The sequence below is a fragment of the Streptomyces lunaelactis genome (assembly GCF_003054555.1).
Lineage (GTDB): Bacteria > Actinomycetota > Actinomycetes > Streptomycetales > Streptomycetaceae > Streptomyces > Streptomyces lunaelactis.
Genome location: NZ_CP026304.1, coordinates 8,283,743 through 8,305,890, shown reverse-complemented (window position 1 = coordinate 8,305,890; position 22,148 = coordinate 8,283,743). Strand labels below are relative to the sequence as shown.

Below are 22,148 nucleotides of genomic sequence, written 5' to 3'. Positions count from 1 at the left end.
CCGGACGGCGAGGCTGTCCCCGTGGGCCGCGGCCGGCCGGCCGGGCGAAGTCCCGCACCCCGCGCCCTGCCCGGGTCCGATGAGTGGGGTGGAACGCCTCTTACTCACGACTGTAAGCCTGCGCACGCGAGGTGTCCTGCGTTGGCGGGGCTGTCCGGACGTGGGGCCGTTCGGATCAGCCCGGGGCCGCGGGGTGTGGCACGAAGCCTCGTTGACCAAGGTCTCGAAGTCCGAGTGGCCGCAGTAGGTGGCTGCCCGGTGATCCGCGTGGGGGTCGCTGCCGACCGCCGTCACAGTGACGTCGCCTATTGATCCAAAACGCTTTGGGTTCGTGCTCGTTGACGGTGTGTGAGTGATCTGGTGGGGAATGCGAGGACCTGGTCGCCGGCCGCGCAGGAGGCTGTGCGGTTGCTGGCGGTGTCCGCGCTGGTGGAGGGGCGGGACCGGGCTGAGGTCGCGGCTCTGTTCAAGGTGTCGGTCAGGGCCGTAGACAACTGGTGGACGAGGTGGCAGACCGGTGGCCGGGACGCGCTGCTGTCGCGTGCGCGGGGCCGCCGGGTGGGCGAGCATCAGGTTCTGTCCGAGGCCGAGCAGGCCGCCATCCGACAGGCCGTCCTCGATCACACCCCCTCCGTCCTGGGGCTTTCCGGTCAGCTGTGGACACGGGCCCCGATAGGCGAGCTGATCTTCAAGCTCTACCGGGTCCGCTTCACCGAGCCCGGTGTGGGCAAGTACCTCAAACGCTGGGGACTGACGTTCCAGCGTCCGGACAAGCGGGCCGTCGAGCAGGACGCGGAAGCGGTCCGCGTCTGGCACGAGGAGACCTGGCCGGCGATCCGGGCTCGGGCGAAGGCGGAGAGGAGTGAAGTCCTCTTCGCCGACCAGGTCGGGATCCGCTCGGACCAGGGCACCGGCCGCACCTGGGGCGCCAGAGGAAGCACTCCGATCGTCCGTCGCACCGGGAACCGGTTCTCCGTGAACGCGATGTCCGCGATCAGCACGAAGGGCCGGATACACTTCATGGTCTTCACCGAGTCGTTCGACGCGAAGGTCATGTGCCGCTTCCTGGACCGGCTCGTCGGTCACTTCGACCGCAAGGTCCATCTGATCGTCGACCGGCACTCGGCCCACCGCTCGAAGACCGTCCGGACCTGGCTCGCCGACCACGAGGCCCAGATCGAGCTGCACTTCCTGCCGTCGTACTCACCGGAGCTGAACCCCGACGAGCTCGTCAACGCCGACCTCAAACGCAGCCTGCCCCACACCCACCGGCCAGGAACCAGGCCGACCTCGCCACCGAAACCCGCAGGTTCTTCCACCGCCGACAACGCCAGCCCCACATCTTGCGCGGATACTTCGGCGGTCGACATGTCCGCTACGTCCTCGACGAGTGAACCCAATGAGTTTCTGATCAATACAGTGCGCGATACCGTCCGGCGGATACCGTGTGCCGATACGCAGGTGGTGATACCACAAGTGGCGATCTTCCTTCACCCGGATCTACCCTTGATTCATCGCCTCTCGTGAAGTGAAAGCCGAGAGCGGGGCACCCATCCAGAGCCTTCCAGGAGGCTGTCGTGCCAAGAATCAGTCAGCCTCCACCTGATGATTTCGCGCAATCCGGCGAGAACGTGGAGATCAGACAACCCGAGGTGACGTCCGATCACATCGGATTCGACCCCGACCAGTTCCCCACGGAGCTGGTCGACGCGCGAGCCGCGATCGAAGGGATCCTCAGCGGTCAGGGGGAGCAGCGCAGCGGACTCCGATCCGTGGACGATCTGACCGAACTGACCAACGTGCAGGGCGTCGGCATCGGCAGGGCCACACCATCCGAATATGGGCCCCGCAGCAGCGCCATCGAGCCGGGGCAACCCACCTTGAACGTCTATCTGGCCCAGCCGAGAAACGCCGACGACGTGGAGGCGTTGATCGTCGAGCAGATGGACGTGCGCGTCGCCGCATCGTCAAGGGTTCCGATCATTCCGGTGGTCACCGGCGAGATAGAGGCGCAGGGGTTCACCTTCCACAGCAGGCCGGCACCGGGTGGCATATCGATCAGCAGCCCCGTCAGCCCGGCGAGCAGCGGCACGCTGGGATGCCTATCCACGGGCCGATCGTTCCCGCGCGACCAGAGAACGCTCCTCATCAGCTGTAACCACGTCATCGCGGACGCCAATGCCGGACAGCTGGGGAATTGCATCGCCCAGCCCGGCCGCGCCGACGCGGGGGTCTGTCCGCAACATCTCATCGCGGTGCTCGAGCGTTTCACCAAAATAGAGTTCGGCGGCGTCATCAACAGCGTCGACTGCGCGACAGCATGGGCGGATCCGGCGCAAGTCAACCCCAACATCCTGATCAACGGAGTCCTGGGGCCGGTAGAGGTGCCCATCAGCACCACGACAGGGGCGGCCACCATAGGGATGCTCGTCTTCAAGAGTGGCCGGACGACCGAGGTGACAGCGGGAACCGTCAAGGAGGTCGGTGCCTCTCACTGGGTCGGCTACGGAGGACAGAACGCCTATTTCTCAGGCTCCCTTGCGATCGAGGGGACCGGAACCTTCGGTCCTCTTCCCTTCAGCAAGCCGGGAGACTCCGGCGCGATCGTGACGACTTTCGATCTCGTCCAGACTCCGGTCGGCATGGTCTATTCCTCGTCCAGCACGGTGAGCACCAGGTCGTTCGCGAACCTGATCGACATCGTCACGCAGTCTCGACGTCTTCATCGTCGACACGATCTGACATCGCCACGACCCGACCGCCGGGTCGTCGACGAGCGGAGTGGGTGGACGAGCTCGGCGATACCGCGGTGGTCAGTAGGTCCTCGGGGGCTGTGGAGATGTATGAGGCTGTGACCTCGGCTTCCGCCTGATGATCGGCGATGGTGCAGTCGGCCCATCCCGCCCGCTGAGAGTCCAAACGAGCTGCATGTCACCCACGATGACCGGCCTCCTGGCCGAGGAAGTGCCGGACATCGGCTGCGAGAGTGGACATCTGCTCGCCGGATTCCAGCCAGGTGGTGACGGATACCTACCAGCTGCCAACGAATATTTGCCACGGACGGAGGGTCCAGGTCAGCCCAACATGGCCGCCCGAGCGGAAGACCGCTCTGACAGTGAGATCACGGTCGTTGGTCTGCCAGACACGCTCTCCCTCCCAGCCCTGGAAGCCCTCAGAGGTCCTCCAGGAAAGGAGCCAGGTCTGCGCCCCAGTTCCAGGCTGCCACGCCGTCCAGCCGAGCGTTCAGACTGGCCGCCCAAGCCTCGATGGCGTAGTGCACGCATTCTTCGTCCTCATCGAAGAGGTCACAGAACTTCACAGAGACGGCCGGTCGTCCTGGCAGCGGACGGTCAATTCTGCTGGTTCGTCGGGGACAGCGTCTCGAGAGCTCATCCCAGGAACACCAGGTCAAGGAGGTGCCTGTCGTCACCGTGATTGCAGGTCAGGCAGGCGGCCGGGGTCGATGTGGTCAGCGAGATAGATCATGGTGGCCTCGGGGTCCATGCCGAACGTGGCGGCAACGAGCTTGGGGTCCATGGTGTTGACCAGGTCGAGCAGTCGAGTGCAGCGGATCATACGGGGTGGGAACCCGCAGGCGTCGAGGACGTGACTGACATAGGCGGTGGACGCCGGTCCCCGGCCCGACTTCGTCTGGCGGGTGACCATCACATGCGGGTTGTCAGTCTTCTGGTCTTCGCGGTGGCCCAGGCAGCCTTCCACTGCCGCCCAAGACGGCGGATCCAAAGGAACCGGATGCGGGCGGTCTCCGAGCCGGGCGGTCCGGGCACGAAAGTCGAGGTCAACGGCCTGCAGCATCTTGACCTCGCGGCTTGAGGCACCGTGCAACAAGGCGAGCATGCCCAGCAGGGCTTCGTGCGGGTGGACGGCCGGATCCGTTGTCCAGCGGCGGAACAGCACACGTTGCTGGTCAGGTGTCAGCGTCGCACCCGTGAAGCCGCTCGGTCCTCGGGCAGTCAGACCGCGGGCAGGATCGACGAGGACGATCTTCCGGGACCGCGCGAAGCGGAAGAACTGTCCGAGCACCACCAGCCGACGCTTTCGGGCCTTGGGCGACCTGGCCAGGAAAGCTTCGAGATCGTGCACGTCGGTCAGTGCCCAGTCCTGCTTTCCGCGCTCGCCGGCGAGGAACAGGGCGAGGTCACGCACGATGGCGAGTGCGGCTTCGATGGTGGCATCGGTGCGGGGCAGCGTTCCGGCACGCCGGGATCGCTCGCGTGAGCGGATCATGAAGTCGGAGAAGGCCTCCACCGAAGGTCGCAGGAGGCCTGGGACCGCGAGGACGCGGCGTTGTCGGCGGCCGGCCGCGAGCCGTTCGGCCTGGTCGGTGGCCATGGCCAGACCGTGACTGGTGAAGAAGGTCTCAAGGCACGGGCGAGGAACCCATCGAACGGCCCGGGCGGCGGATCGTTCGAGTACAGACTGGGGGAGGTTGGGCTGGTCATCCCGAAGGAGCCACCCGAGCGAAGTGATCATCGTGCAGGCCCGGCCGACGGAATACTTGGCAGCGAGATCTGTGGTGAAGTCCTGCAGCCAGGCGGGGGGATTGTCGAGTTCGGCGATGAGGTGCTCGGCCCGGACGAAGGGGCGGTCGGGGTGACGCTGCCAGCAGGCCGAGCACAGTCCCAGCCCTGCATGCTTCCGTACTCTGCCGCATTGCTCGCAGGCCCGGGGCGGCTGTTTGGCCTGCCGGGGACGCGAGCAGTGCCCGCACCAGCCGGTGTCCTCGCGCAGATATCCGGGCCGGCTGCAGCGAGGGCATGGATCCTTGGCGGCGTCGCGTTCGGACTCCCGCATGCAAGTGCGGCAGAGAGCCGAGGATTTACTCCGCACCGGGTTGCCGCATCCGGTGCATACGCGAGAGCAGGTGATGCACCGGCCGGTGTCCGCCCGGAGGACACGCTGCTGGCTGCACCGGGGACAAGCGGCCCGGGTCGCGGCCTCTTTCTGTTGGGCAGTGCAGCGGCAGCAGTAGTGCCGGTCGATGAAGCCGACCGGGGCTCCGCAACCGGTGCAGTCGCTCTGTTTGACGCCCACGATGCCGCCCTCTCCAGGTCACAGCGGAGGCATCGAACGGCCCCGCGCGGAGACTGCCTTCGGCAGGTCGGCGACCGGCCGAAGCGGGGCTGCGGGACGTTCGACGGGGGTGGTGTCGACCTCGAACAGGTCATTGGGGGTGCAGTCCAGCGCGGTGCACAACGCGATCAGAGTGGACATCTTCACCTGAGAAGGTTCCTTGCTGAACAGCGCAGACACCGAGGCGGACGACATCTGCAGCCCGGCGCGTTCGGCCAGCAGCCGCTGCAGCTGGGTGCCGGTCCAGACCTCGCGCTGGGCGGCGGCCATCCGCAAACGCCATCGGATCTTCATGCGGAGCTGTCCCCCTCGGCGGTGAGTTCGCCGAGCGTGGCGGTCACCGCGCGGCGATAGGCATCCTCGATGAATGTCGCGGAGGACGGACGTATCTCATGGTCGAGCTGACCGTCCAGTGACCAGAAGCTGCTGGATGGCCACCAAGTCCACACCGCGCTCGTAGTTGTGGGTGGCGCAGGCCCTCCGCAGGGCATGCGGACTGAACCGGTCGGTCGCCGGCCTGCCTTCGAGTTCCATCAGATAGCGCAAACGGTTGCGGATCGTCCCCCGGTGCAGACTGCCACCGGACTCGTCCGCGAACAGCACCGGTGAGTCGGGGAACTTCCCGCGGACGTCGTCGAGGAACCAGCGCAGGACAAGGTCGAGCCCGTCCAGCATCGGCACCCAACGCGGCCGCGGCCCGGACGTGCGAGCCCCTTTGCCGAACCGGATATGGAGTTTCCCGAACGGTCCCCGCGTGAAGTGGAGGTCCGGGCGATCCAGAAGCGACGCCTCTTCCGAGCGCAGGCCGGCGTGATAGAGCGTTCGGAACATCGCATAGTCACGGGCGGCGGGCGCGTACTTGCGGGCCGTGGCAATCCGGGCCTTGAGGAATTCGAAGAACTCCGCGACCCGCTCTGGGGTCGGCGGAGGCAGCTGGGCCGGGGAGTCATCGCCGACATGCCGGGACGCGTTGAACTCATCGACCGGGCAGACCAGACGGACGCCGAAACCGGCTTCGATCTCGACGGCCTTGCGGACCTGCAGAAACCGGTGGAAGCCCTTGAAGATCTGCACGTACTCGCGGCGGGTCGAGGCGGCCCGCCCGGCAAGGGCCAGGTCACCGACGACACGGTCGATGTCTTCGGGAGTGACGTCCCAGGCGGGCCGGCCCAGCGCGGTGAGCGTCCGTTCCAGCAGTCCGATGTCGTTATCGACCGTCACTGGACTGAACCCGCGGGCCCGCCACGAGGCGACGAACGCCTCAACGCAGTCGGCCTGAAACTCCCACGGATCGGCGGTCACCGGCTCCAGCAGGACGGCACCACCCTGGACCACCCTCAACTGGGATGCCACCGGCACACCTTCCTCGCACCTGACCGATCAAGGCAGCACCTGGAGAATCCGGGCACCACCACGAAGACCAACGAGGACAGCAGAAGATGGATACGGGCCGGTGGCAGCGGCGATCCACGAAAAGGAACATGTGCCAGCCCCAGATGGCTGGACAAAAACGTTCACCGACCCGAGGCTCTGCGCGGCCATCGTCGACCGCCTCACCTTCGGCGGCAACATCATCCAGACCGGCACCGACTCCTACCGGCTCGCCAGCACCAAAGCCCAGACCGGCCCGCGCAACGCCACCGCGACATGAGCTCGCTGGGCCTTCCCCGAACAGGTGCCGAACTCGCCGGCCACAGGACCGAGGTCAAGGTGCAGGCGCCCAGTGGAGGCCGCGTCAGCTCTGGTCTGGGGAGTCTGTTGAGACGGCCCAGAACCGAAGGAACAACGCGAGTGCCCCGAAGACAGCGAGCAGCCATACGTTCCAGCCGACCTGACGGCGGTAATCGGAGTCGTTCAAGATGAAGGTGGCGTTGGTGGCGATGATGCCGAGCGCGACGTAGAACGCGATCCGGATGGCCTTCGCGGACCGGCGGCGGAACCGGTAGAGCAACAGCAGTCTGCTGACCGAGACATACGGATCCTCACCCGTGCGTGGCTGCTCAGCCGCGGTCACACGGGCGGACGCCTCGTCCAGCCAGCCGTTCGCCACAGCGGTGGGTTCCCGCAACGCCTCCGGTGTGTCAGCGGTCAGTTGTTTCGCCCCCCACCATTCGGCCGCGAAGGCCACCTGCCGAGTCGCATCCTCGAAGACCAGGCGACGGCGGCCGTCTCGCGACCGGCGCACCCGCCGGTCCTGCACCAGCAGGCTCACCACACCGGCGACTGCCGTGACTACCGGGACTAACACCGCGGCGGTGATCGTCACCACATCTTGCGTGCTCATCAAACAGCCCCCCAACTGCCCCTACCTGTGGGCCAGCATCCCACCCCGAGGCTGGCAATCAGTTCTCATCTACATATCTGGCCTCAGTGATCGCGAAGTGCTGCCCAAACCCGGGTTCTGGTCCAACTTCTGTGGATCTCTCACGCTCAGTAACCTGTCGGGACTGGATGGCCCTTCGTGGCTCGTTGACAGATCCGTTTGGGATCATGCCCGTATGGACTTCGACCTCGCCCCACCGACCGGTGTTGGCCCGTTGCGGATCGGTATGACTCGACACGCGGCCAATACGACGCTGGACGCGCTCCGCGATCTCTCTGCGATCTCGGAGTCTGATCGGCCGGGGCAGCACATCTTCCGTCCCAGTGGGCTGATGATCAGCATTCACTGCGTGCGCGACATGCTTGAAGCCACCGAGCTGGGAAGGCCGTCGTCCCAGACGGACCGAGTCTTGTTCCAGGGTGTGGACGTGTTCGCGCTTCCGGCCCGCGAGGTTGTCCGGCGCGTCGGTGAGTTCACCTCGATCGAGGAAGATCCTGACGACGATGCTTCATTCATCGCCCCGGACTTGCTGCTGAGCTTCTGGCGTCCGTTCGCAGCCGACGATGAGCCGGAGGAAGAACAGGGCTACTACTTCAACTCGGTCCTGCTGGCACGGCCTGGCTACTACGACACCCCTGCTCAGGCTGCGGAGCGACTCAAGCAGAGCTCGTGACTGTCCCGTCAGGATGCCAGCAGGACTCGTTTCCGCAAGTGGCCGAAGCCGGCCCGGCCGTACATCTGGCGCTTGATCATTTTAAAAGTTACGTGGAATCTGCCGGGGTGATCATGTCTCTCCGGTGCAACCACGGACTTGGGAGATGTGTTGAGCGGCACGACTGTGCTGACGGAGAAGTGGCCGGTGCTCGGCAGGCACGAGCAGGCGGCGACCTGGCTGATGATCTGGACGGATCTCGGACGTGCACCCCGCACGATCGATGCCTACGCCCGCGGGCTGGCCGAGTACCTGCTGACGTGCGAACAGGGGAACGTCGACCCGGTCACCGCGAACCGCGCACATATAGCCATATACGTAAGGGAATTGACCTCACGGCCTCACCATCGAGGGGCCAATGTGGTCTCGATCGACTCGGGGGCAGGACTGGCCAACTCCACCATCCAGCAGCGCCTGGTGCCGGTCCGTCTGTTCTACGACTTCCTCATGGAGGAGGGCCTGCGGGACTCGAACCCGGTCGGCCGGGGACGCTACACCCCGGGGCGCCAGAGGGGCGGGCAGCAGCGCGGGCTGGTGCCACGGCTGACGAAGCTGCCGTGGATCCCCAGTGAACAGCAGTGGCTGGGAATCCTGCAGGTCGCACGGGAGGAGCCGGTCCGCAACCGGGTGATGCTGGCCCTGGCCTACGACGCCGCGCTGCGGCGAGAGGAGCTGTGCTCACTTCGGACCGACGACCTCGATCCGGCCCACCGGACACTAAGGGTACGGGCGGAGACGACGAAGAACCGCTTGGAGCGGGTGGTGCCGTACTCGGCGTCGACCGGCGTGCTGATGTCGGCCTACATCGCCCACCGGGCCATGATCAGCCGGGCCAGGGGGCCGCTGTTCCTGTCGGAGTCCCGGCGCAACCACGGACAACCGCTGACCCTGTGGACCTGGTCGAAGGTGGTCCGCCGGATCGCTCTGGAGGCCGGTGTCCCGCGGTTCTCGACCCACACCACCCGGCACCTATGTCTGACCGATCTGGCCCGGATGGGCTGGGAGTTGCACGCGATCGCGACCTTCGCCGGCCACCGCAACACCGATTCCACGCTCCAGTACATCCACCTGTCCGGCCGGGACCTGGCCGACAAGCTGGCCCGCGGCATGGAGCACATCCATGCCTGGCGAATACAGATGCTCACGTCTGCGGACGGCACGACGGCGGAGGTGTCGCGATGACCGCATCACTGTCGGCCATCGCCGCGAACGGGGCCGGACGCTGGTCCCGGCCGATCTCCCCGCCCCGCGACAACGCCGCGGTGGCAGTGCGACCTACTGAGGCCAGGGCCGTGGCCGACCTGGGCGTGCGCAATCTGCGGCGACTGCAGTACCACGACCCGTCCGCGCCGGGCTGGCGCGTGATCGCGCGGCTGCTGGTTCCGCTGGAGGCGGTCAACGCCGCACTGGACTCCCCGCCCACCCCGCACCGCCGACGGGCCATGCTCGACGTGGTCGCGGTGCTGCTGACGCGGTGCGCAGAGACCGGCAGGACCTTCTGGGGCTGGACCGAGGAGGAATGGTTCCACCTGCTCGGCCGCACTCAGGCCGAGTTCCGCCAGCACGCGCCCGCCTGGGCCGGCGACGAGGTCCGCCCCTATCTCGCGGCGCACGCCTACCTGCTCGGATCCTTCAACGAGTTCCACCGGCTCGGCAGCTTCCAGCGGCTCACCCTGGCCTGGCGGATCTTCGGACGTGACCGCGTCGACGGCGAGGTCGCACGGCTTCGCACGGTCCTGGCCGCCTGGGGCTACCGGCTCGGCCGGGACGAGGACACCCTGCTGCCGATGGTGGCCTGCCAGCTGTTCCTGCTCAACCGCAGCCCGCATCTTGAAGACCTGGACACCGCACCGTTCGACCGGGTCCGCCGCGACCGGTTGCTGGAGGGCAGCCGGCTGAACACCCTGCACGCGATGCAGCGGGCGGTCGCCGAACTCGGATTCTGTGATCCTCCGCGTCCCGGCACCGGCCGCCACTCGGCCCGGGCCAGCGGCGGCGCGCGGATCTGGGAACAGTGGGCCGACCGCTGGGACGCCACCTCGACGCTGACCCCGCGCGTTCGCGGCGGCGTCCGCTCGAACCTGCTCAAGGTCGGCCGGTGGATCGCCGCCGAACAGCCCGACGCCGCCGACCCGGCCTACTGGACCCGGCAGACCTGCGCTTCGTGGATCGCCGCGCTGGACCGGATGAAGGTCGGCGACTACGTCCAGCGCACGACCGGGCTGGGCGATCGTCTCGGCAAACCGCTGGAAGCGCCCAGCAAGGCCGGGCAGATCACCGCGCTGCGGACGTTCTTCCGGGACTGCCAGGAATGGGAGTGGCTGCCCCGCCGCTTCGACCCCCAGCGCGCGCTGGCGATGGTCCGCAGCATCACCGCCCTCCTCGGCCCCGACCCCAGGGTGATCGCCGACGAGGTCTGGGCGAAGCTGCTTTGGGCCGGCCTGAACCTCGAACCCGCCGACCTCCCCCAGACCCGCTCCGGGCACTTCTACCCCTTCGAACTGGTCCGCGCGGTCACACTGACCTGGCTGTTCTCCGGACAACGCAGCAACGAGATCGCCCGGCTGAAGGTGGGCTGCATCCGCTGGCAACACGACGGGGCACCGATCGCCGGCGACTCGCAGCAGGTCCTGGCCCGCGACGCGGTCTGCCTGCTCGACGTCCCCACCCACAAGACCGGCACCGCCTTCACCAAGCCCGTCGACCCGATCCTCGGCCAGGCCGTCGACGCCTGGCAGGCCGCCCGCCCCGACCAGCCGAAGTTCACCGACCGCCGCACCGGCGAGCTGGTCGACCCGCTGTTCGCCGTCCGGGCCCGCCGCGTCTCCACCAGCTACATCAACAACACCGTCATCCCGATGCTCTGCCGCAAGGCCGGAGTCCCGGCCGCCGACGTCCGCGGCAACATCACCAGCCACCGCGCCCGGTCCACCATCGCCAGCCAGCTCTACAACGCCAAAGAACCGATGACCCTGTTCGAGCTGCAAGCCTGGCTCGGACACCGCTCCCCGCAATCCACCCAGTACTACGCGAAGATCACACCCAACACCCTGTCCAAGGCCTACTCCGAAGCCGGCTACTTCGAGCGCAACGTCCGAACCATCGAGGTCCTCGTCGACCGCGACGCCGTCGCGTCCGGCGCCGCCGCGGCCGGTGAGCCCTGGCAGCACTATGACCTCGGACACGGCTACTGCAGCTACACCTTCTTCGAGCAGTGCCAGCACCGCATGGCCTGCGCACGCTGCGACTTCTACACCCCCAAAGCGTCCAGCAAGGGTCAACTCCTGGAGGCCAAGGAGAACCTGCAGAGGATGCTCGCGGCCATCCCGCTGACAGACGACGAACGCGCCGCAGTGGACGACGGACAAGCCACCCTCGACCAGCTACTCACCCGACTCTCCGACGTCCCCACGCCGGCCGGGCCGACCCCACGGCAGATTGGCATCCCAGCGCAGGCCACCCTGCTGCCTGTCATTGAGATCAACCAGAAGCTGACCAAGTAGTGGCGATCAGCGGCCCAGCCTGTGTCGGATGTATGCCGGCTGGGCCGCACCGATCTCGATGCGGTTCTCGTCGAGGCCGTTGACGATCCGCAGACAGCCCTTGGCGAAAGCGAACTCCACCGCCACCGTTCCGGCTGCCAGGTCACGGTCTGCTGGCCACCACTCAAGCAGCGCGACCTCGCGCAGTTCCTGGCCGACGAAGGGGTCGAGGCGTTCATCGCCGTGGGACCACTGGGGCGTGAGCTCGAACCACTCCCACCCAGCGATGGTCGCTGCGGTGTCGATCGTGTTCCAGCCGATCGAGAGTTCGTCGAGCTTCGAGTGGCAAACCTCCACCTGGAAGCCATCGAAGTCCAGCACCACCGGGCAGTCGGCGAACCAGTCTCCGTCCTCGACGAAGCGCACCAGGGCGCACCCCGTCAGCCGCCTACCAACAAGCGCCGCCAGACGTGATCCGTGAGCCTGCCGAACCGCCTCGATCCCGACCAGGAAGGACGGCTTGAAACCAGAGATCCCCATGTCCACAGCAGCTGAGTCTTCCGGCCCGCTGCCCAACCGGCCAGCAGATATTCGAAGCGGCAGGCTTCTCGGTGCCACTTGACAGCTTGGATTCCACAGAATGATCCGGTTGACGTGGCCTTCGACGATGCCGGAACTCCACGGCAGTGTCAGGCCGGCGGTGACAGCGGCGAGATCGCGTTCGAGGCCGTTGACAAAGGCGTGGAGGCTGGGCAGGTCGTCGGCGCGGACCGCCTTGATCCATTGCGGGAGCTGGTCACCCTGGAGCTGGGTGAGCATCTTCCCGAACGCGCGGACGTGCCCGGTGAGGGCATCGAGTTCAGGGCAGCCGGCTAGAACGGATTTGAGCTTCAGACGCTCGCTCTCCGGCAGGGTGTCGGGGTGAGTCAGGATCCAGCCGGTGACCGTGCGTGGGGACGGCGGACGGGCCGCAGGTGCGGTCGGGGATGTGCGGAACGGCTGGACGTGGGCACGGACGGCTCCGTAGCCGCCGGTGTAGCCGTGCGTCTTGATCTCTTCCCAGAGGGTCCAGGCGTTCGTGCAGCCCTCGGCCCATCGCTCGTGCAGGTAGGGCTTGAAGTCGTCGAGCTTGGTCCTGCGGTTCTGCCACTGTCCCTGGAACAGGTCTTCCGGCCTTGCGGCGTCGGCCAGCCGTTGGACGGTGCGGTAGGTCATGCCGAGCTGTCGCTGGATCGAGCGTCGGCTGTGGCCGGTGGCCAGCAGCGCGTGGACGGTGGCGTGCTTGGCGCGGGTGCGGTCGGCGAACCGGTGCCCGGTGGGCCATAGCGACCCACTCTCGGCCGGTTCCGGAGCCGGAGCCTTCTCCGGCGCCGACTCGGCGAAGGTCGCACGGAGGCACGGGCGGTGGCGGGAGACGCACCGCTCGGCCGCTTCGCCGAGGTTGCGCCAGAGGTGGAATCGGTCGGCGACCTGGACCGCGGTGGGTGCCCCGATCCTGGCACCCTCGGCGAAGTACGGGGCGCGGTCGCGGCAGACGATCTCGATCCCCGGGTGATCGGCCAACCAGGCCGCGACAGTGCCTGCCTCGCGATCCGGCAGCAGGTCAACCGGCTTGCGGGTCTCGACGTCGACCAGCACGGTCCCGTAGACACGGCCCTTGCGCATCGCGTACTCGTCGACGCCGACCACACGCGGGACCTGTGGCTGGGGCTCCGGGAGAGCCTCGACCAACCGCAGGACCGTGTTCCGGCTGACCCTCGCCCCCAAGACATCGGCCAGCCGGGCACCGGCGCGACCGGCCAGGGCGAGGCCGACCTCGGCCAGCACCGACCGCATTCGTTCGGTCTGCGGGCTGTACCGCCGGGTCAGGCCCGCAACCTGCTCGACGAACGTCCGCCGTCCGCAGGAGATGTCTTCGCACGTGAAGCGCCGGACACGAAGCCGCAGCACCACCCGCCGTCCCGCCACGGGGAGGTCAGCGGGAAACCGCAGGTAAGAGCCGTGCACCCGCCCCGACCAGCTTCCGCAGCCTGGGCACCGAGCCCCGGCCGTCCGGCATTTGACACCGACTCGGATCACCTCGCCATCATCCTCCACCGACTCCACCATGACCCCCGGATCCGCCAGGAAGAGCAGCTCTTCCAGCCGGAGCAGTACCTCGCGCACAGCTCAGAACCATCAGGCCGAACGCGGTTGGCACCGGCAGTTTCTAGACGATCTCGCGAGACCTACCAGCAAGGCCAACGGTCACAGGGAGTAGGCAAACCACAGAAGTTGGACCAGAACCCAAACCCGTCGACAAACGTTGCCCACTCCCGCCGACGAAACCAAGTGGGAGTTCCCAAACCGGTCCAGGCGGCACGCCCGCCGAGGCCGGCGAGGACCTCTGGCCGGACATCGTCCCGCTCGTCGACGATGCAAGCCTGCTGCGCCGTACGCCCACACTGCGTTGAGCAGCGCTGTCAGGAAGCAGATGCTAAGGAGACAGTCTCGTCGCGCTCTGATCAGCCTGCCATTGAGGAATCAGCTGGCCGATGAACCTGCGGAGCGGACTGCCGGGGCGCGTGAACACGCGCCGACGCGCAGTCTTCACCTGCAGCACGTTCATCCTGTCGACCCAGGCTCGCGGGACGGAGCCAGCCCCATCGGCAGCCCCAAGAGCAAGGGTGTGCCGGGGCCCCAGCGGCAGAACCGCAGTGTGCGCGTCTCCGAGCGCCATGCCATAGATCAGCTGCTCGTCCTCGGTGCGCAGCGTCATGGCCGGGTTGTCGCCGATGAGAAACTCGCCTTCCTCCGCCTGAAGGATCTCCAGGCCAACCCCCGCTACCCACTCGCGTGCCGTGCGGAACGAATCCTCGATGCGCACCCGCAGCAGGGAACCATTGCCATAGGACTCGACCATCGTGCTCAGCAGCTCGTCTGCGCGCACAGCAAGGGCCTGCCGCCCGGGAGTGTCCAGTCCGGTTCTTTGCAGCGTGGCAGCCCGCAGGAGCTGCTGTCCTTCCGCCAGCAGCCAGCGCCGTTGCTCAGCGTGGGCTTCCTTGAAGATCCGGTGGAAGGTATCGCGGTAGTGCTGGGAGCGGACGTAGTGCAGCGCGATCAGATCGCGCAGGACCGCCAGGGCGTGCGGATCTCCCAGTGCGGTTCCTTGCGGCACGGCGTGGAAGACTGGCGGCAGCTTCTGTTCAACCTCCGCCCACAGGGCCTCGAGTGAGGCGGAGGCATACGGCACGAAGTCCTTGATCCAGCCCACGGCACGCGTCGGCTTCGTCCGGCAGTGCCGCTCGGGATACAGAAGGTCGTAGGGCTGGACCTGCAGGCCGCTCGCGTGCCTGACAGGAGTAGCGAACTGCCGCAGCAGGACCTGAGAGACGACATGCTGCCGCGCCACCTGGTTGCCAGCCTCGGACGCCAACTCAGCCAGCCTCGACAGGTCTTCACTGCCAGGTCGGCTCGATCCAGCGCTGCGCACACTCATGGGACCATGCTCCCAGCGGCCCCACTTCCAGCGCATTCGGATTACCCATGCCGTCTGGTGTCGGGGCACGAGCTCTCCGCCACACGATCCGCCAGGTAATGCCAATCCACTGAGGCACATTCCGCAATGATCAGTTCATGCGGGACGAAACGGGCGAAGATCCCCTTCTGGATACGCGAGTACCAACCCGCGCCCAACGAAGGCATGGTCCGATGGCTTGAGGTCAGCGCGGGCATTGCCACGATCATTGGGCTTGTCGTGGCCATTGTTCAATGGACGTCGGACCCGCCCAAGGAGCGAAGTCCCACAGAAGTTAACCTGCTCCGTCCCTTCCGGGATGACGGAGCACTTCTTCCGCCCTACCGCGAAGGCGGTCATGGAACGGCCCGCTGCCAGAACAGCCTCGTGAGCAGTGACCCTGACGCGCTGCGCTGCTTCCCCAGCGATGGGGACGAAGTAAGGGATCCATGCTGGCCGTTCGTCCATCCAGCATCAGGGCTCCCGCGAAGAGCGGCCTGTCTGACGTCGCCTTGGGAGAAGGAGGTGTGGATGGCCGACGATCCCGCCATCGACCGCGAGCCCCGCCCAACCGACGTGCCCCCTAGGAAGCGGTGCCAGCGCCGTTGATCTCACTGACCGACGTGGGAAGCCCCTTGGACGGGGACGCGCCGTAGGCGGCGGCGTCGTAGCTGACCCGTACCGAACCCTTCAGCTCGGTGGCCGGGTCGGCCGCGTCATGACCTGCACATGGAGTGGCCGTGGTGCGCTGCTCCTTGGGCAAGCCGATTAGCCAAGCGGTGATGTTGTGGACGTACGACGTCCGGGTGCAGCTCTGCTCGGCCAGGGACTCGCCGGTACCGTTGGGCTTGACAACCGCGGTCTCAACCTCAACGGGAAGGCCATAGGAGTCGTCAACTGTGCTCAGAGTCCGCACAGCCTGCCAGCTGGAGCCGACCGTTTGTATGGCATCGGTGCGCTTGACCCCGCCGCGGTGGGCAAGGAGCGGGGCTAGGTCGGTGCCCTCTTCGGCCTCGCGGGGGCGGGAGGCGGTCGGCTTGGACCAGGGATAGTTCAGGGTGCGCTTGAGGACACGGCCATCGGAATTGGCGTACGTAATGGTCTCGGCAGTCATGCCGGCGTACTGGCGTGGATCGTCGTCAAGAAGGGTGCTCAGCCGTCACACGGCTCGCACACCGTCCCCTCCAACCACGGTCGAGCTCCTCGCGACCCATCGGCCACGGATTGCGGATCGTGCACAACCGGAACACGCAGTGAAACGGTATGCGAAGGTGCAGACAGCGACTCCATGGCCCAACTCCAGCCCCGGGGCTGGCATGCCGGCCGCGTCAAGCACCACCGCGCAGCCGCGACCGGAAAGCACCAGACGCCCCGTCGGAAGCCGAACACCCCGGGCGGCACATACATCTTCGTGAGAAGGCTGAGGTCGAGGTGGCCGACTTTCACGGGCCGGCCCATGATTGCCATCTTCGCGCTCCTGGAGTCTTCCGCTCGTTCCCAGGCGTACCGGCCGTACTGCCGCGACGAGCTCCGGCGACAGAGGCATGCACCCCGATCCCGTCGCATCATGTCCGCGGGCGGCAACCGCCCTTTCCCGTACGGGGTGAGGGCTCCTGTCCACCCCTGAGTCCGGGTGGCCAGGCCCTCTTGAGGTTTAGCGGCGCACGGGCCGAAAAGTGTGCGCTCCTCCCACTCCTGCGAACGCCTCTGTGCGCCGCCCCGTCGAACGGATATTGCCTCCGCCGAAGGGGAATTGCGAGCGACAGTTGTCCTAAACGGGGGACGTAGAGGGGAACCAGTGGGCACCTACGGGGAAGACCTCAAGGAGCGCGGGCAGCAGCTGCGGCAGTGCGTGAGGGACCGCGAGTTCATGGAGGCCGCCGAGACCACGTTGGATACGGCGAAGGAATTGGGCTACGGCGCGGCAGGGCTGGCCGCCGAGGTGGTGGCCGTGGCGTCCGGCGCGCTCGTCGGGGCAGCGACGGGAACAATTGCCGGCGCGGTGATCGCCGGCCCGGTCGGCGTCACGGTCGGCTCGATCGGCGGCGGCTACGCCGGGGCCACTGCGGGTTGGACCGCGGCAGAGGCGATCCATCGGAACTACTTCGACGCGAGCACCGAGGAGCGCGAGCGGGTCAATGTCCTGGGCGGCCGGGTACGGAGCGCCGTCTTCGCGGTCAAGGGCATACACAAGTGGGCCCACTCCGAGACGGCCAGACGGATGGTCAGGGCTTGCTTGACGCAGGGGAAGGCGGGGGTGCGGTGACCCGGCTCGTCGTTCCGCGTCCGCCCGCTCCCGAGCCGAGAACGGGGAGGACGCCATGGAACCGCTGTCGTTGATCGTCGCAGCCCTGGTGGCAGGTGCCGCGGCGGGCGCCACCGACGCCACCAAGGAGGCCGTCGTCGCCGTGTACCGGCGGTTGCTGGTGGCGGTACGAGCACGCCTCGCCGATCGTCCGGACGGCCTGCTGACGCTGGACCGCTTTGAGGAGGAACCGGCGACATGGGAGCCGTCGCTGCGGGCCGAGCTCGCCGCGGCCGGTGCAGACCGCGACGAGGCGCTGATGGCCCTGGCGCGGCAGATGCTGGCGGGAACGGCGCAGGACGGCCCCGGCCCGAAGTACCGGACCGAGTTCCACGGCCAGGTGGGCAGCGCCGTCGTCGGCGATTCCACGCACGTGGAGGTGACCGTCCACAAGCCCGGTCCGGCGACCGACCGGGCCTGAGACACCGACGCCATGAAGCGGGCCGGGCCGGAGCACGTGGAATTCCACGAATCCGTCGAAGTCGCCATGATCGGCGACCACAACACCGTCACCGTCCTCCGGCACGCGCCGCGGCTCCCCGCCCCCTTTCTCGCGCCGAGCCGACCGTCCAGTCTGCTGGTGGGCCGGGACGAACTGCGCGGACGGATCCGCGAACTGCTCTCCGACGGTGTGGTCGCGCTCCATGGGCTGCCCGGGGTCGGCAAGACCGCGCTCGCGCTGGACATCGCCTATGACGACGAAGTCCGGACCCGTTTCCCCGACGGCGTGCTGTGGGCGGGACTCGGCGCCCAAGGCAATGTGCTGCGGCACCTGGCCGACTGGGGAGAGCACATCGGAGTGGGATCCCAGGACCTACGTGCGCACACCGCCTCCGGCTGGGCCGAGGCCCTCCACCGGAAGATCGGCGCACGCCGCTTCCTTCTCATCGTCGATGACGCCTGGGATGCGAGCGACGCTCTGGCACTGCAAATGGGTGGGCCGAACTGCGCCCAGCTGCTGACCACCCGGTCTCCCGGTGTCGCCCTGGAGTTCGGCGGGGCTGTACTGCGCGTGGACGAACTGACGCCCCCGGACGGCTTGTGCCTGCTCGAAACACTCGCCGAAGAGGCCATGGGATCGAACCGCGAGGCAGCGGCCCAACTGGTGTCCCTCGTCGGCGGACTGCCACTGGCACTCACGCTGATGGGGCACCACCTCAGGGGAGCGGCGTTCGACGGGCAGCCCGGCGTCACCGAAGCACTTGAGCGGCTGCGGCTGGCCGAGGAGCGTCTGCGGCTCGAACGCCGCCAGGCCCCGAGTGCTGCGCATCCCAGCCTTCCGGTCGGCCTGCCGATCTCCCTGTTGTCCGTGCTGGAGATCGGCCACGCCCAGCTGCCCGCCTCCGCCCAGGAAGCCCTCCGCGACCTGGCGGCGTTCCCGCCCAAACCCAACAGCTTCGCGACGACCGCCGCACAGGCCGTCACCCAAGCCGCGGCGGAGACGCTGCGCGCCATCGTACGAGCCGGGCTCATCGAGTCCGCCGGCGCGGATCGCCATGTCATGCACCAGGTGGTCCACGATTTCGTACGCGTCAAAGGCCCACCGGCCGCTGCCGAGCGCCGCATGGCCCAGCTTTACGTGGGCATGGTCGGCAAGAGGGCCGATGGAGCCGAGGAGGGCGCCATGACCAGCGAACAGTTCCAGCAAGAACTCGGCAACGTCCTGCAGGCGCTCGACCACGCACACCGGCACGGCATGCACGAGGCCCTGCTCACCGGGGTCGATGCCGCCTACCCCCTGCTGGTGCACCGAGGCCTGTACGCCGTGGCCGAGCCCCACCTCCAGCACGCCCTGCACGCCGCGCGCGCGGTTGGCGACGCCCAGGCGGAGGCCCGCACCTTGCTTCGCCTGGGCAGCGTGATCCTGGAACGGGGCGACCTGCGTCAAGGCGGCAGATATCTCGACGAAGGCATGCAACGCGCCCAGCAGGCCGACTCCGTGGGAGAGATCGTCGACCTCCTGCTGAAGATGGGCTGGAGCACCGGCATGCGCGGCGACCTGGAACGCGCCAGGCGGCACTTCGCCGACACGCTCATTGGGACGCAGGGCGCGGAGGCCGTACCGGCGCTACAGGGCCTGGGCTGGGTGGCGGGACTGCAGGGCAGGCACGACGAGTCGGCCGCCCATCTTTACCGCGGCCTGGAGCTCGCTCGCGAGAGCGGCGATCCGTCCCGGATCGCGGGACTGCTGCAGGTCGGCGGGTGGATGCGGGCCCTGGCAGGCGACTACAGCGGGTCGGCGGAGCTCTTCGAGGAGTGCCTCGAGCTGTCACGTACCGAGCACTTGGGCACCGAAGAGGTGGATGCGCTGCACGGCCTCGGCTGGCTCGCCACCGAACGCGGCCACGGCGACCAAGCCCGCACCCAACTCACCGAGGCGCTGCGGCTAGCCCGCGAGCTGGACTACCACGAGCGCGTCCCCATCCTGGTCAACTTGGGGCGGGTCATGATCAGGACAGGCGACTTCGACGGCGGCGGCCGACTGCTGCGGGAGGCCGAACAATTGGTCCGCGAACAAGACCGCCCGGAGAAGCTGAGCGATGTGCTGCGGGAACTGGGCAGGTACGAACTGGCTGCCGGGGCCCACGAGCCAGCCGAACGCCACCTCCGGGAGAGCCTGCAGATCGCCGAACGGATCGCAATGCGCGCGCCCCTGGCAGCAGCTCTGGAAGCCCTGGCCGAGTCCGAACTGGCGCACGGCCATACACCCGCCGCACGCGAACTGCTGCTGCGCGCCATGCGGTTGGAGCGGGGCAACGCAGCCGTACTGGCCCGCCTGCGGCTGGCTCTGGCGGCGGTCCACGAGGCGGAGGGCGATCTCGTCACGGCGGAGGAGCTCTTCCGGGCGGCCCTCGCCGGTGCCGAGCGAACAGGCCAGGAGGAACGCGCCGCCTTGAGCTTGGCCGGAGCGGCTCGCGCGGTCGCAGCAGCCGGAAACCCACAGGGCGCTCGCGCACTGGGCATCGACGCCCTCGAACGGCTCCGCAACCTCGCCAGCCCCCACACGGCAGAGGTCCAGGAGTGGCTAAGAGCGTCCGCCAGTAGGTGCTGAACTGAGTGGCGGTAGCAGGGCAGACACGGTTCGCCCGATCATGGAGTTCTCTACGCTTCATGATCATCGGGGGATCTGTGCCTGCCGTCCCATCATGCATTCTCGACCCGATCCGTGACCAGTTCCTCGCGCTGCTGCCCACACATGAGGACCGCCATCCGTGGGGCTGCCACAACCCGCGCATCAGTGACGCGGTGGTCTTCGACCGCGAGACCCTGAGGCTGCTCGTGCTGGCCGCCTACGACCGGATGATCGGCCTCGAACTCGACCAGCTGTCCGCCGACGGCTGCATCACCGAGGCTCCCTCCGGCGGCGAGTGCGCCGGCAAGAGCCCCGTCGACCGAGCCAAACGCGGTCTCAAACGCTCGCAGTTGACGGATGGGCGCGGCATACCGCTGGTCACCGATCCGGCGCCGGCCAACACCCGCGACCACACGCTCCTGCCCGCCACCCTCGACCGCTTCGCCGACCTGGAAGCAGTCCTGGGACCGCTGCCCGAGCACCCGAGCCTGAGCCTGGACGCCGGGTACGACTACAGCATGGTCCACCTCGATCTGAAGGCCCGAGGGATCTTTGGCCAGATCGCCGAGCGCGGCGCGAAGACCTCCATCCAGGCCGGCGGACGGTGGGTGGTGGAGTGCACGAACTCCTGGATGAACAACTTCGGCAAGCTCCGCCGCTGTACCGAGCGACGAAGAGCCCCAGTCGAGTTCTTCATCGCCCTGGCCAGCACCATCATCACCGTCCGCTGCCTGCTCCGACGCGCCTGGACCCTCTACCGCTGGGGCACCCGCCCACGAAACCCCCGCATCCGATGACCTGCTGGCGGACGCCCTGATGTGCATCATCCAGAGGCGCGAGGCTTTTCTTGATCAACTGCGCGTGCGAAGCGGGAAGGCACAGGCAGCTGCCTACCGATCTCGCGCAGTTCCTCGCCTTTTAGGGTTTCCCGCAAGCCCCGTTCCTCGCGCCCCTGCCTGTGGTTGCTCAACTGCCTGACCTACTGATGACCGGATCGGTCCGCTGCCGGACCCGATGCGGCCTGTCGCCGCCCCGCCCGCGCGGGTCAGGCTTAAGGACATGACCCGAGCACTGATCGTCATTGATGTCCAGGAGTCCTTCCGCGCCCGTCCCCTGTGGGAAACCACCTCCGACCTGAAGATCGCCGACCAGGTGAACCGCCTGGTCCGGCTCTCCCGTCAGGCCGGGGACCTGGTGGTGTGGGTACTGCACTCCGAGCCCGGCGCCGGCGATGTCTTCGACCCGGCCCTCGGCCATGTCCGGCTGATGGAGGAGCTGGAGCGAGCGGATGGGGAGCCGCTGATCCACAAGACCTCGCACAACGCCTTCACCACCACCAACCTGCAGCAACTCCTCACTGCGCGCGGTATCCGCGAGCTCACCGTCTGCGGCATCCGCACCGAGCAGTGCGTGGAGACGACAACCCGCGTCGCAAGCGACCTCGGCTACCAGGTCACCTTTGTCATCGACGCGACCGCGACCAATCCCATCCCCCACCGCGACGCTCCCGCCGACCAGAGCGTCGCCGATCTGCTGGCCGACCCCCGCACACTGCCTGCCGAAGAGGTCATCAGGCGCACCGAGTACGCCCTCGCCGGACGCTTCGCCACCATCTCGACGATCGACCAGCTGGAGGCCGCAGCAGGACTTCAGGCATGATGAC

16 protein-coding genes and 3 pseudogenes are annotated in these 22,148 nt (G+C 67.5%); 11 read left to right on the top strand and 8 right to left on the bottom strand.

Going from position 1 to position 22,148, the window contains the following annotated elements:
• Positions 1 to 348: 348 nt before the first annotated feature.
• Entirely contained in the window at positions 349 to 1,527 is a 1,179-nt protein-coding gene (locus SLUN_RS37940; RefSeq protein WP_257153626.1) for an IS630 family transposase, read from the top strand.
• Positions 1,528 to 1,577: 50 nt separating this feature from the next.
• Complete coding sequence (locus tag SLUN_RS37935; protein WP_159100438.1) at positions 1,578 to 2,855, top strand: chymotrypsin family serine protease; 1,278 nt, start codon at positions 1,578 to 1,580, stop codon at positions 2,853 to 2,855.
• Positions 2,856 to 2,931: 76 nt separating this feature from the next.
• On the opposite strand, the pseudogene SLUN_RS41910 reads toward SLUN_RS37935, so the two are convergent.
• The 4 genes and pseudogenes from SLUN_RS41910 to SLUN_RS37915 all read right to left on the bottom strand — a co-directional run bounded on the left by SLUN_RS41910 (position 2,932) and on the right by SLUN_RS37915 (position 6,447).
• Positions 2,932 to 3,280: pseudogene (locus tag SLUN_RS41910) on the bottom strand (DUF6228 family protein).
• A gap of 146 nt (positions 3,281 to 3,426) precedes the next feature.
• Positions 3,427 to 4,353, bottom strand: coding sequence for a site-specific integrase (locus SLUN_RS41905; RefSeq protein ID WP_254710340.1), 927 nt, complete (start codon positions 4,351 to 4,353; stop codon positions 3,427 to 3,429).
• Between the two features lie 720 nt (positions 4,354 to 5,073).
• Complete coding sequence (locus tag SLUN_RS37920; RefSeq protein WP_108146858.1) at positions 5,074 to 5,388, bottom strand: helix-turn-helix domain-containing protein; 315 nt, start codon at positions 5,386 to 5,388, stop codon at positions 5,074 to 5,076.
• A 96-nt stretch (positions 5,389 to 5,484) separates the two neighbouring features.
• Positions 5,485 to 6,447, bottom strand: coding sequence for a tyrosine-type recombinase/integrase (locus SLUN_RS37915; RefSeq protein ID WP_257153882.1), 963 nt, complete (start codon positions 6,445 to 6,447; stop codon positions 5,485 to 5,487).
• Between the two features lie 145 nt (positions 6,448 to 6,592).
• Here SLUN_RS37915 and SLUN_RS37910 point away from each other — a divergent pair.
• Positions 6,593 to 6,745: pseudogene (locus SLUN_RS37910) on the top strand (ATP-binding protein); the annotation flags it as partial.
• A gap of 84 nt (positions 6,746 to 6,829) precedes the next feature.
• Here SLUN_RS37910 and SLUN_RS37905 read toward each other — a convergent pair.
• Entirely contained in the window at positions 6,830 to 7,378 is a 549-nt protein-coding gene (locus SLUN_RS37905; RefSeq protein ID WP_217505467.1) for a hypothetical protein, read from the bottom strand.
• Positions 7,379 to 7,592: 214 nt separating this feature from the next.
• On the opposite strand from SLUN_RS37905, the gene SLUN_RS37900 reads away from it, so the two are divergent.
• The 3 genes from SLUN_RS37900 (at position 7,593) to SLUN_RS37890 (ending at position 11,632) form a co-directional block, all read left to right on the top strand.
• Positions 7,593 to 8,090, top strand: a complete 498-nt coding sequence (locus SLUN_RS37900) for a hypothetical protein (protein ID WP_108154363.1) — start codon at positions 7,593 to 7,595, stop codon at positions 8,088 to 8,090.
• Between the two features lie 150 nt (positions 8,091 to 8,240).
• A complete protein-coding gene (locus tag SLUN_RS37895) occupies positions 8,241 to 9,311 on the top strand; it encodes a tyrosine-type recombinase/integrase (RefSeq protein WP_175313632.1) in 1,071 nt (356 codons plus the stop codon).
• Positions 9,308 to 11,632, top strand: a complete 2,325-nt coding sequence (locus SLUN_RS37890) for a tyrosine-type recombinase/integrase (RefSeq protein WP_159100437.1) — start codon at positions 9,308 to 9,310, stop codon at positions 11,630 to 11,632. Before SLUN_RS37895 ends, SLUN_RS37890 begins: the two co-directional genes overlap by 4 nt.
• 6 nt (positions 11,633 to 11,638) lie before the next feature.
• On the opposite strand, the gene SLUN_RS37885 is transcribed toward SLUN_RS37890, so the two are convergent.
• The 3 genes and pseudogenes from SLUN_RS37885 to SLUN_RS37875 form a co-directional block, all read right to left on the bottom strand.
• Positions 11,639 to 13,777, bottom strand: a complete 2,139-nt coding sequence (locus SLUN_RS37885) for an ISL3 family transposase (protein ID WP_108154362.1) — start codon at positions 13,775 to 13,777, stop codon at positions 11,639 to 11,641.
• A gap of 310 nt (positions 13,778 to 14,087) precedes the next feature.
• Complete coding sequence (locus SLUN_RS37880; protein ID WP_159100436.1) at positions 14,088 to 15,089, bottom strand: DUF4238 domain-containing protein; 1,002 nt, start codon at positions 15,087 to 15,089, stop codon at positions 14,088 to 14,090.
• Between the two features lie 607 nt (positions 15,090 to 15,696).
• Positions 15,697 to 16,257 (bottom strand): annotated as a pseudogene (locus SLUN_RS37875) (hypothetical protein); the annotation flags it as partial.
• Positions 16,258 to 16,905: 648 nt separating this feature from the next.
• Here SLUN_RS37875 and SLUN_RS37870 point away from each other — a divergent pair.
• The 5 genes from SLUN_RS37870 (at position 16,906) to SLUN_RS37850 (ending at position 22,144) form a co-directional block, all read left to right on the top strand.
• Complete coding sequence (locus tag SLUN_RS37870; RefSeq protein WP_108154360.1) at positions 16,906 to 17,373, top strand: hypothetical protein; 468 nt, start codon at positions 16,906 to 16,908, stop codon at positions 17,371 to 17,373.
• Positions 17,374 to 17,428: 55 nt separating this feature from the next.
• Complete coding sequence (locus SLUN_RS37865; RefSeq protein WP_108154359.1) at positions 17,429 to 17,833, top strand: hypothetical protein; 405 nt, start codon at positions 17,429 to 17,431, stop codon at positions 17,831 to 17,833.
• A 12-nt stretch (positions 17,834 to 17,845) separates the two neighbouring features.
• Positions 17,846 to 20,464 carry a tetratricopeptide repeat protein gene (locus tag SLUN_RS37860; RefSeq protein ID WP_108154358.1) on the top strand — a complete coding sequence of 873 codons (2,619 nt, stop codon included), beginning with the start codon at positions 17,846 to 17,848 and terminating at the stop codon, positions 20,462 to 20,464.
• 77 nt (positions 20,465 to 20,541) lie between these two features.
• On the top strand, positions 20,542 to 21,282 hold the full coding sequence (locus SLUN_RS37855) for a transposase (RefSeq protein WP_108155169.1): 741 nt from the start codon (positions 20,542 to 20,544) through the stop codon (positions 21,280 to 21,282).
• Positions 21,283 to 21,544: 262 nt separating this feature from the next.
• Positions 21,545 to 22,144, top strand: coding sequence for an isochorismatase family protein (locus SLUN_RS37850; RefSeq protein WP_108154357.1), 600 nt, complete (start codon positions 21,545 to 21,547; stop codon positions 22,142 to 22,144).
• Positions 22,145 to 22,148 lie beyond the last annotated feature (4 nt).

What these genes read in the sequence shown, in the direction of transcription:
- SLUN_RS37920 (WP_108146858.1), bottom strand. Translation starts at nt 5,388, where the DNA reads ATGAAGATCCGATGGCGTTTGCGGATGGCCGCCGCCCAGCGCGAGGTC.
- SLUN_RS37865 (WP_108154359.1), top strand. Translation starts at nt 17,429, where the DNA reads ATGGAACCGCTGTCGTTGATCGTCGCAGCCCTGGTGGCAGGTGCCGCG.
- SLUN_RS37900 (WP_108154363.1), top strand. Translation starts at nt 7,593, where the DNA reads ATGGACTTCGACCTCGCCCCACCGACCGGTGTTGGCCCGTTGCGGATC.
- SLUN_RS37905 (WP_217505467.1), bottom strand. Translation starts at nt 7,378, where the DNA reads ATGAGCACGCAAGATGTGGTGACGATCACCGCCGCGGTGTTAGTCCCG.
- SLUN_RS37890 (WP_159100437.1), top strand. Translation starts at nt 9,308, where the DNA reads ATGACCGCATCACTGTCGGCCATCGCCGCGAACGGGGCCGGACGCTGG.
- SLUN_RS37880 (WP_159100436.1), bottom strand. Translation starts at nt 15,089, where the DNA reads ATGAGTGTGCGCAGCGCTGGATCGAGCCGACCTGGCAGTGAAGACCTG.
- SLUN_RS37860 (WP_108154358.1), top strand. Translation starts at nt 17,846, where the DNA reads ATGAAGCGGGCCGGGCCGGAGCACGTGGAATTCCACGAATCCGTCGAA.
- SLUN_RS37850 (WP_108154357.1), top strand. Translation starts at nt 21,545, where the DNA reads ATGACCCGAGCACTGATCGTCATTGATGTCCAGGAGTCCTTCCGCGCC.
- SLUN_RS41905 (WP_254710340.1), bottom strand. Translation starts at nt 4,353, where the DNA reads ATGGCCACCGACCAGGCCGAACGGCTCGCGGCCGGCCGCCGACAACGC.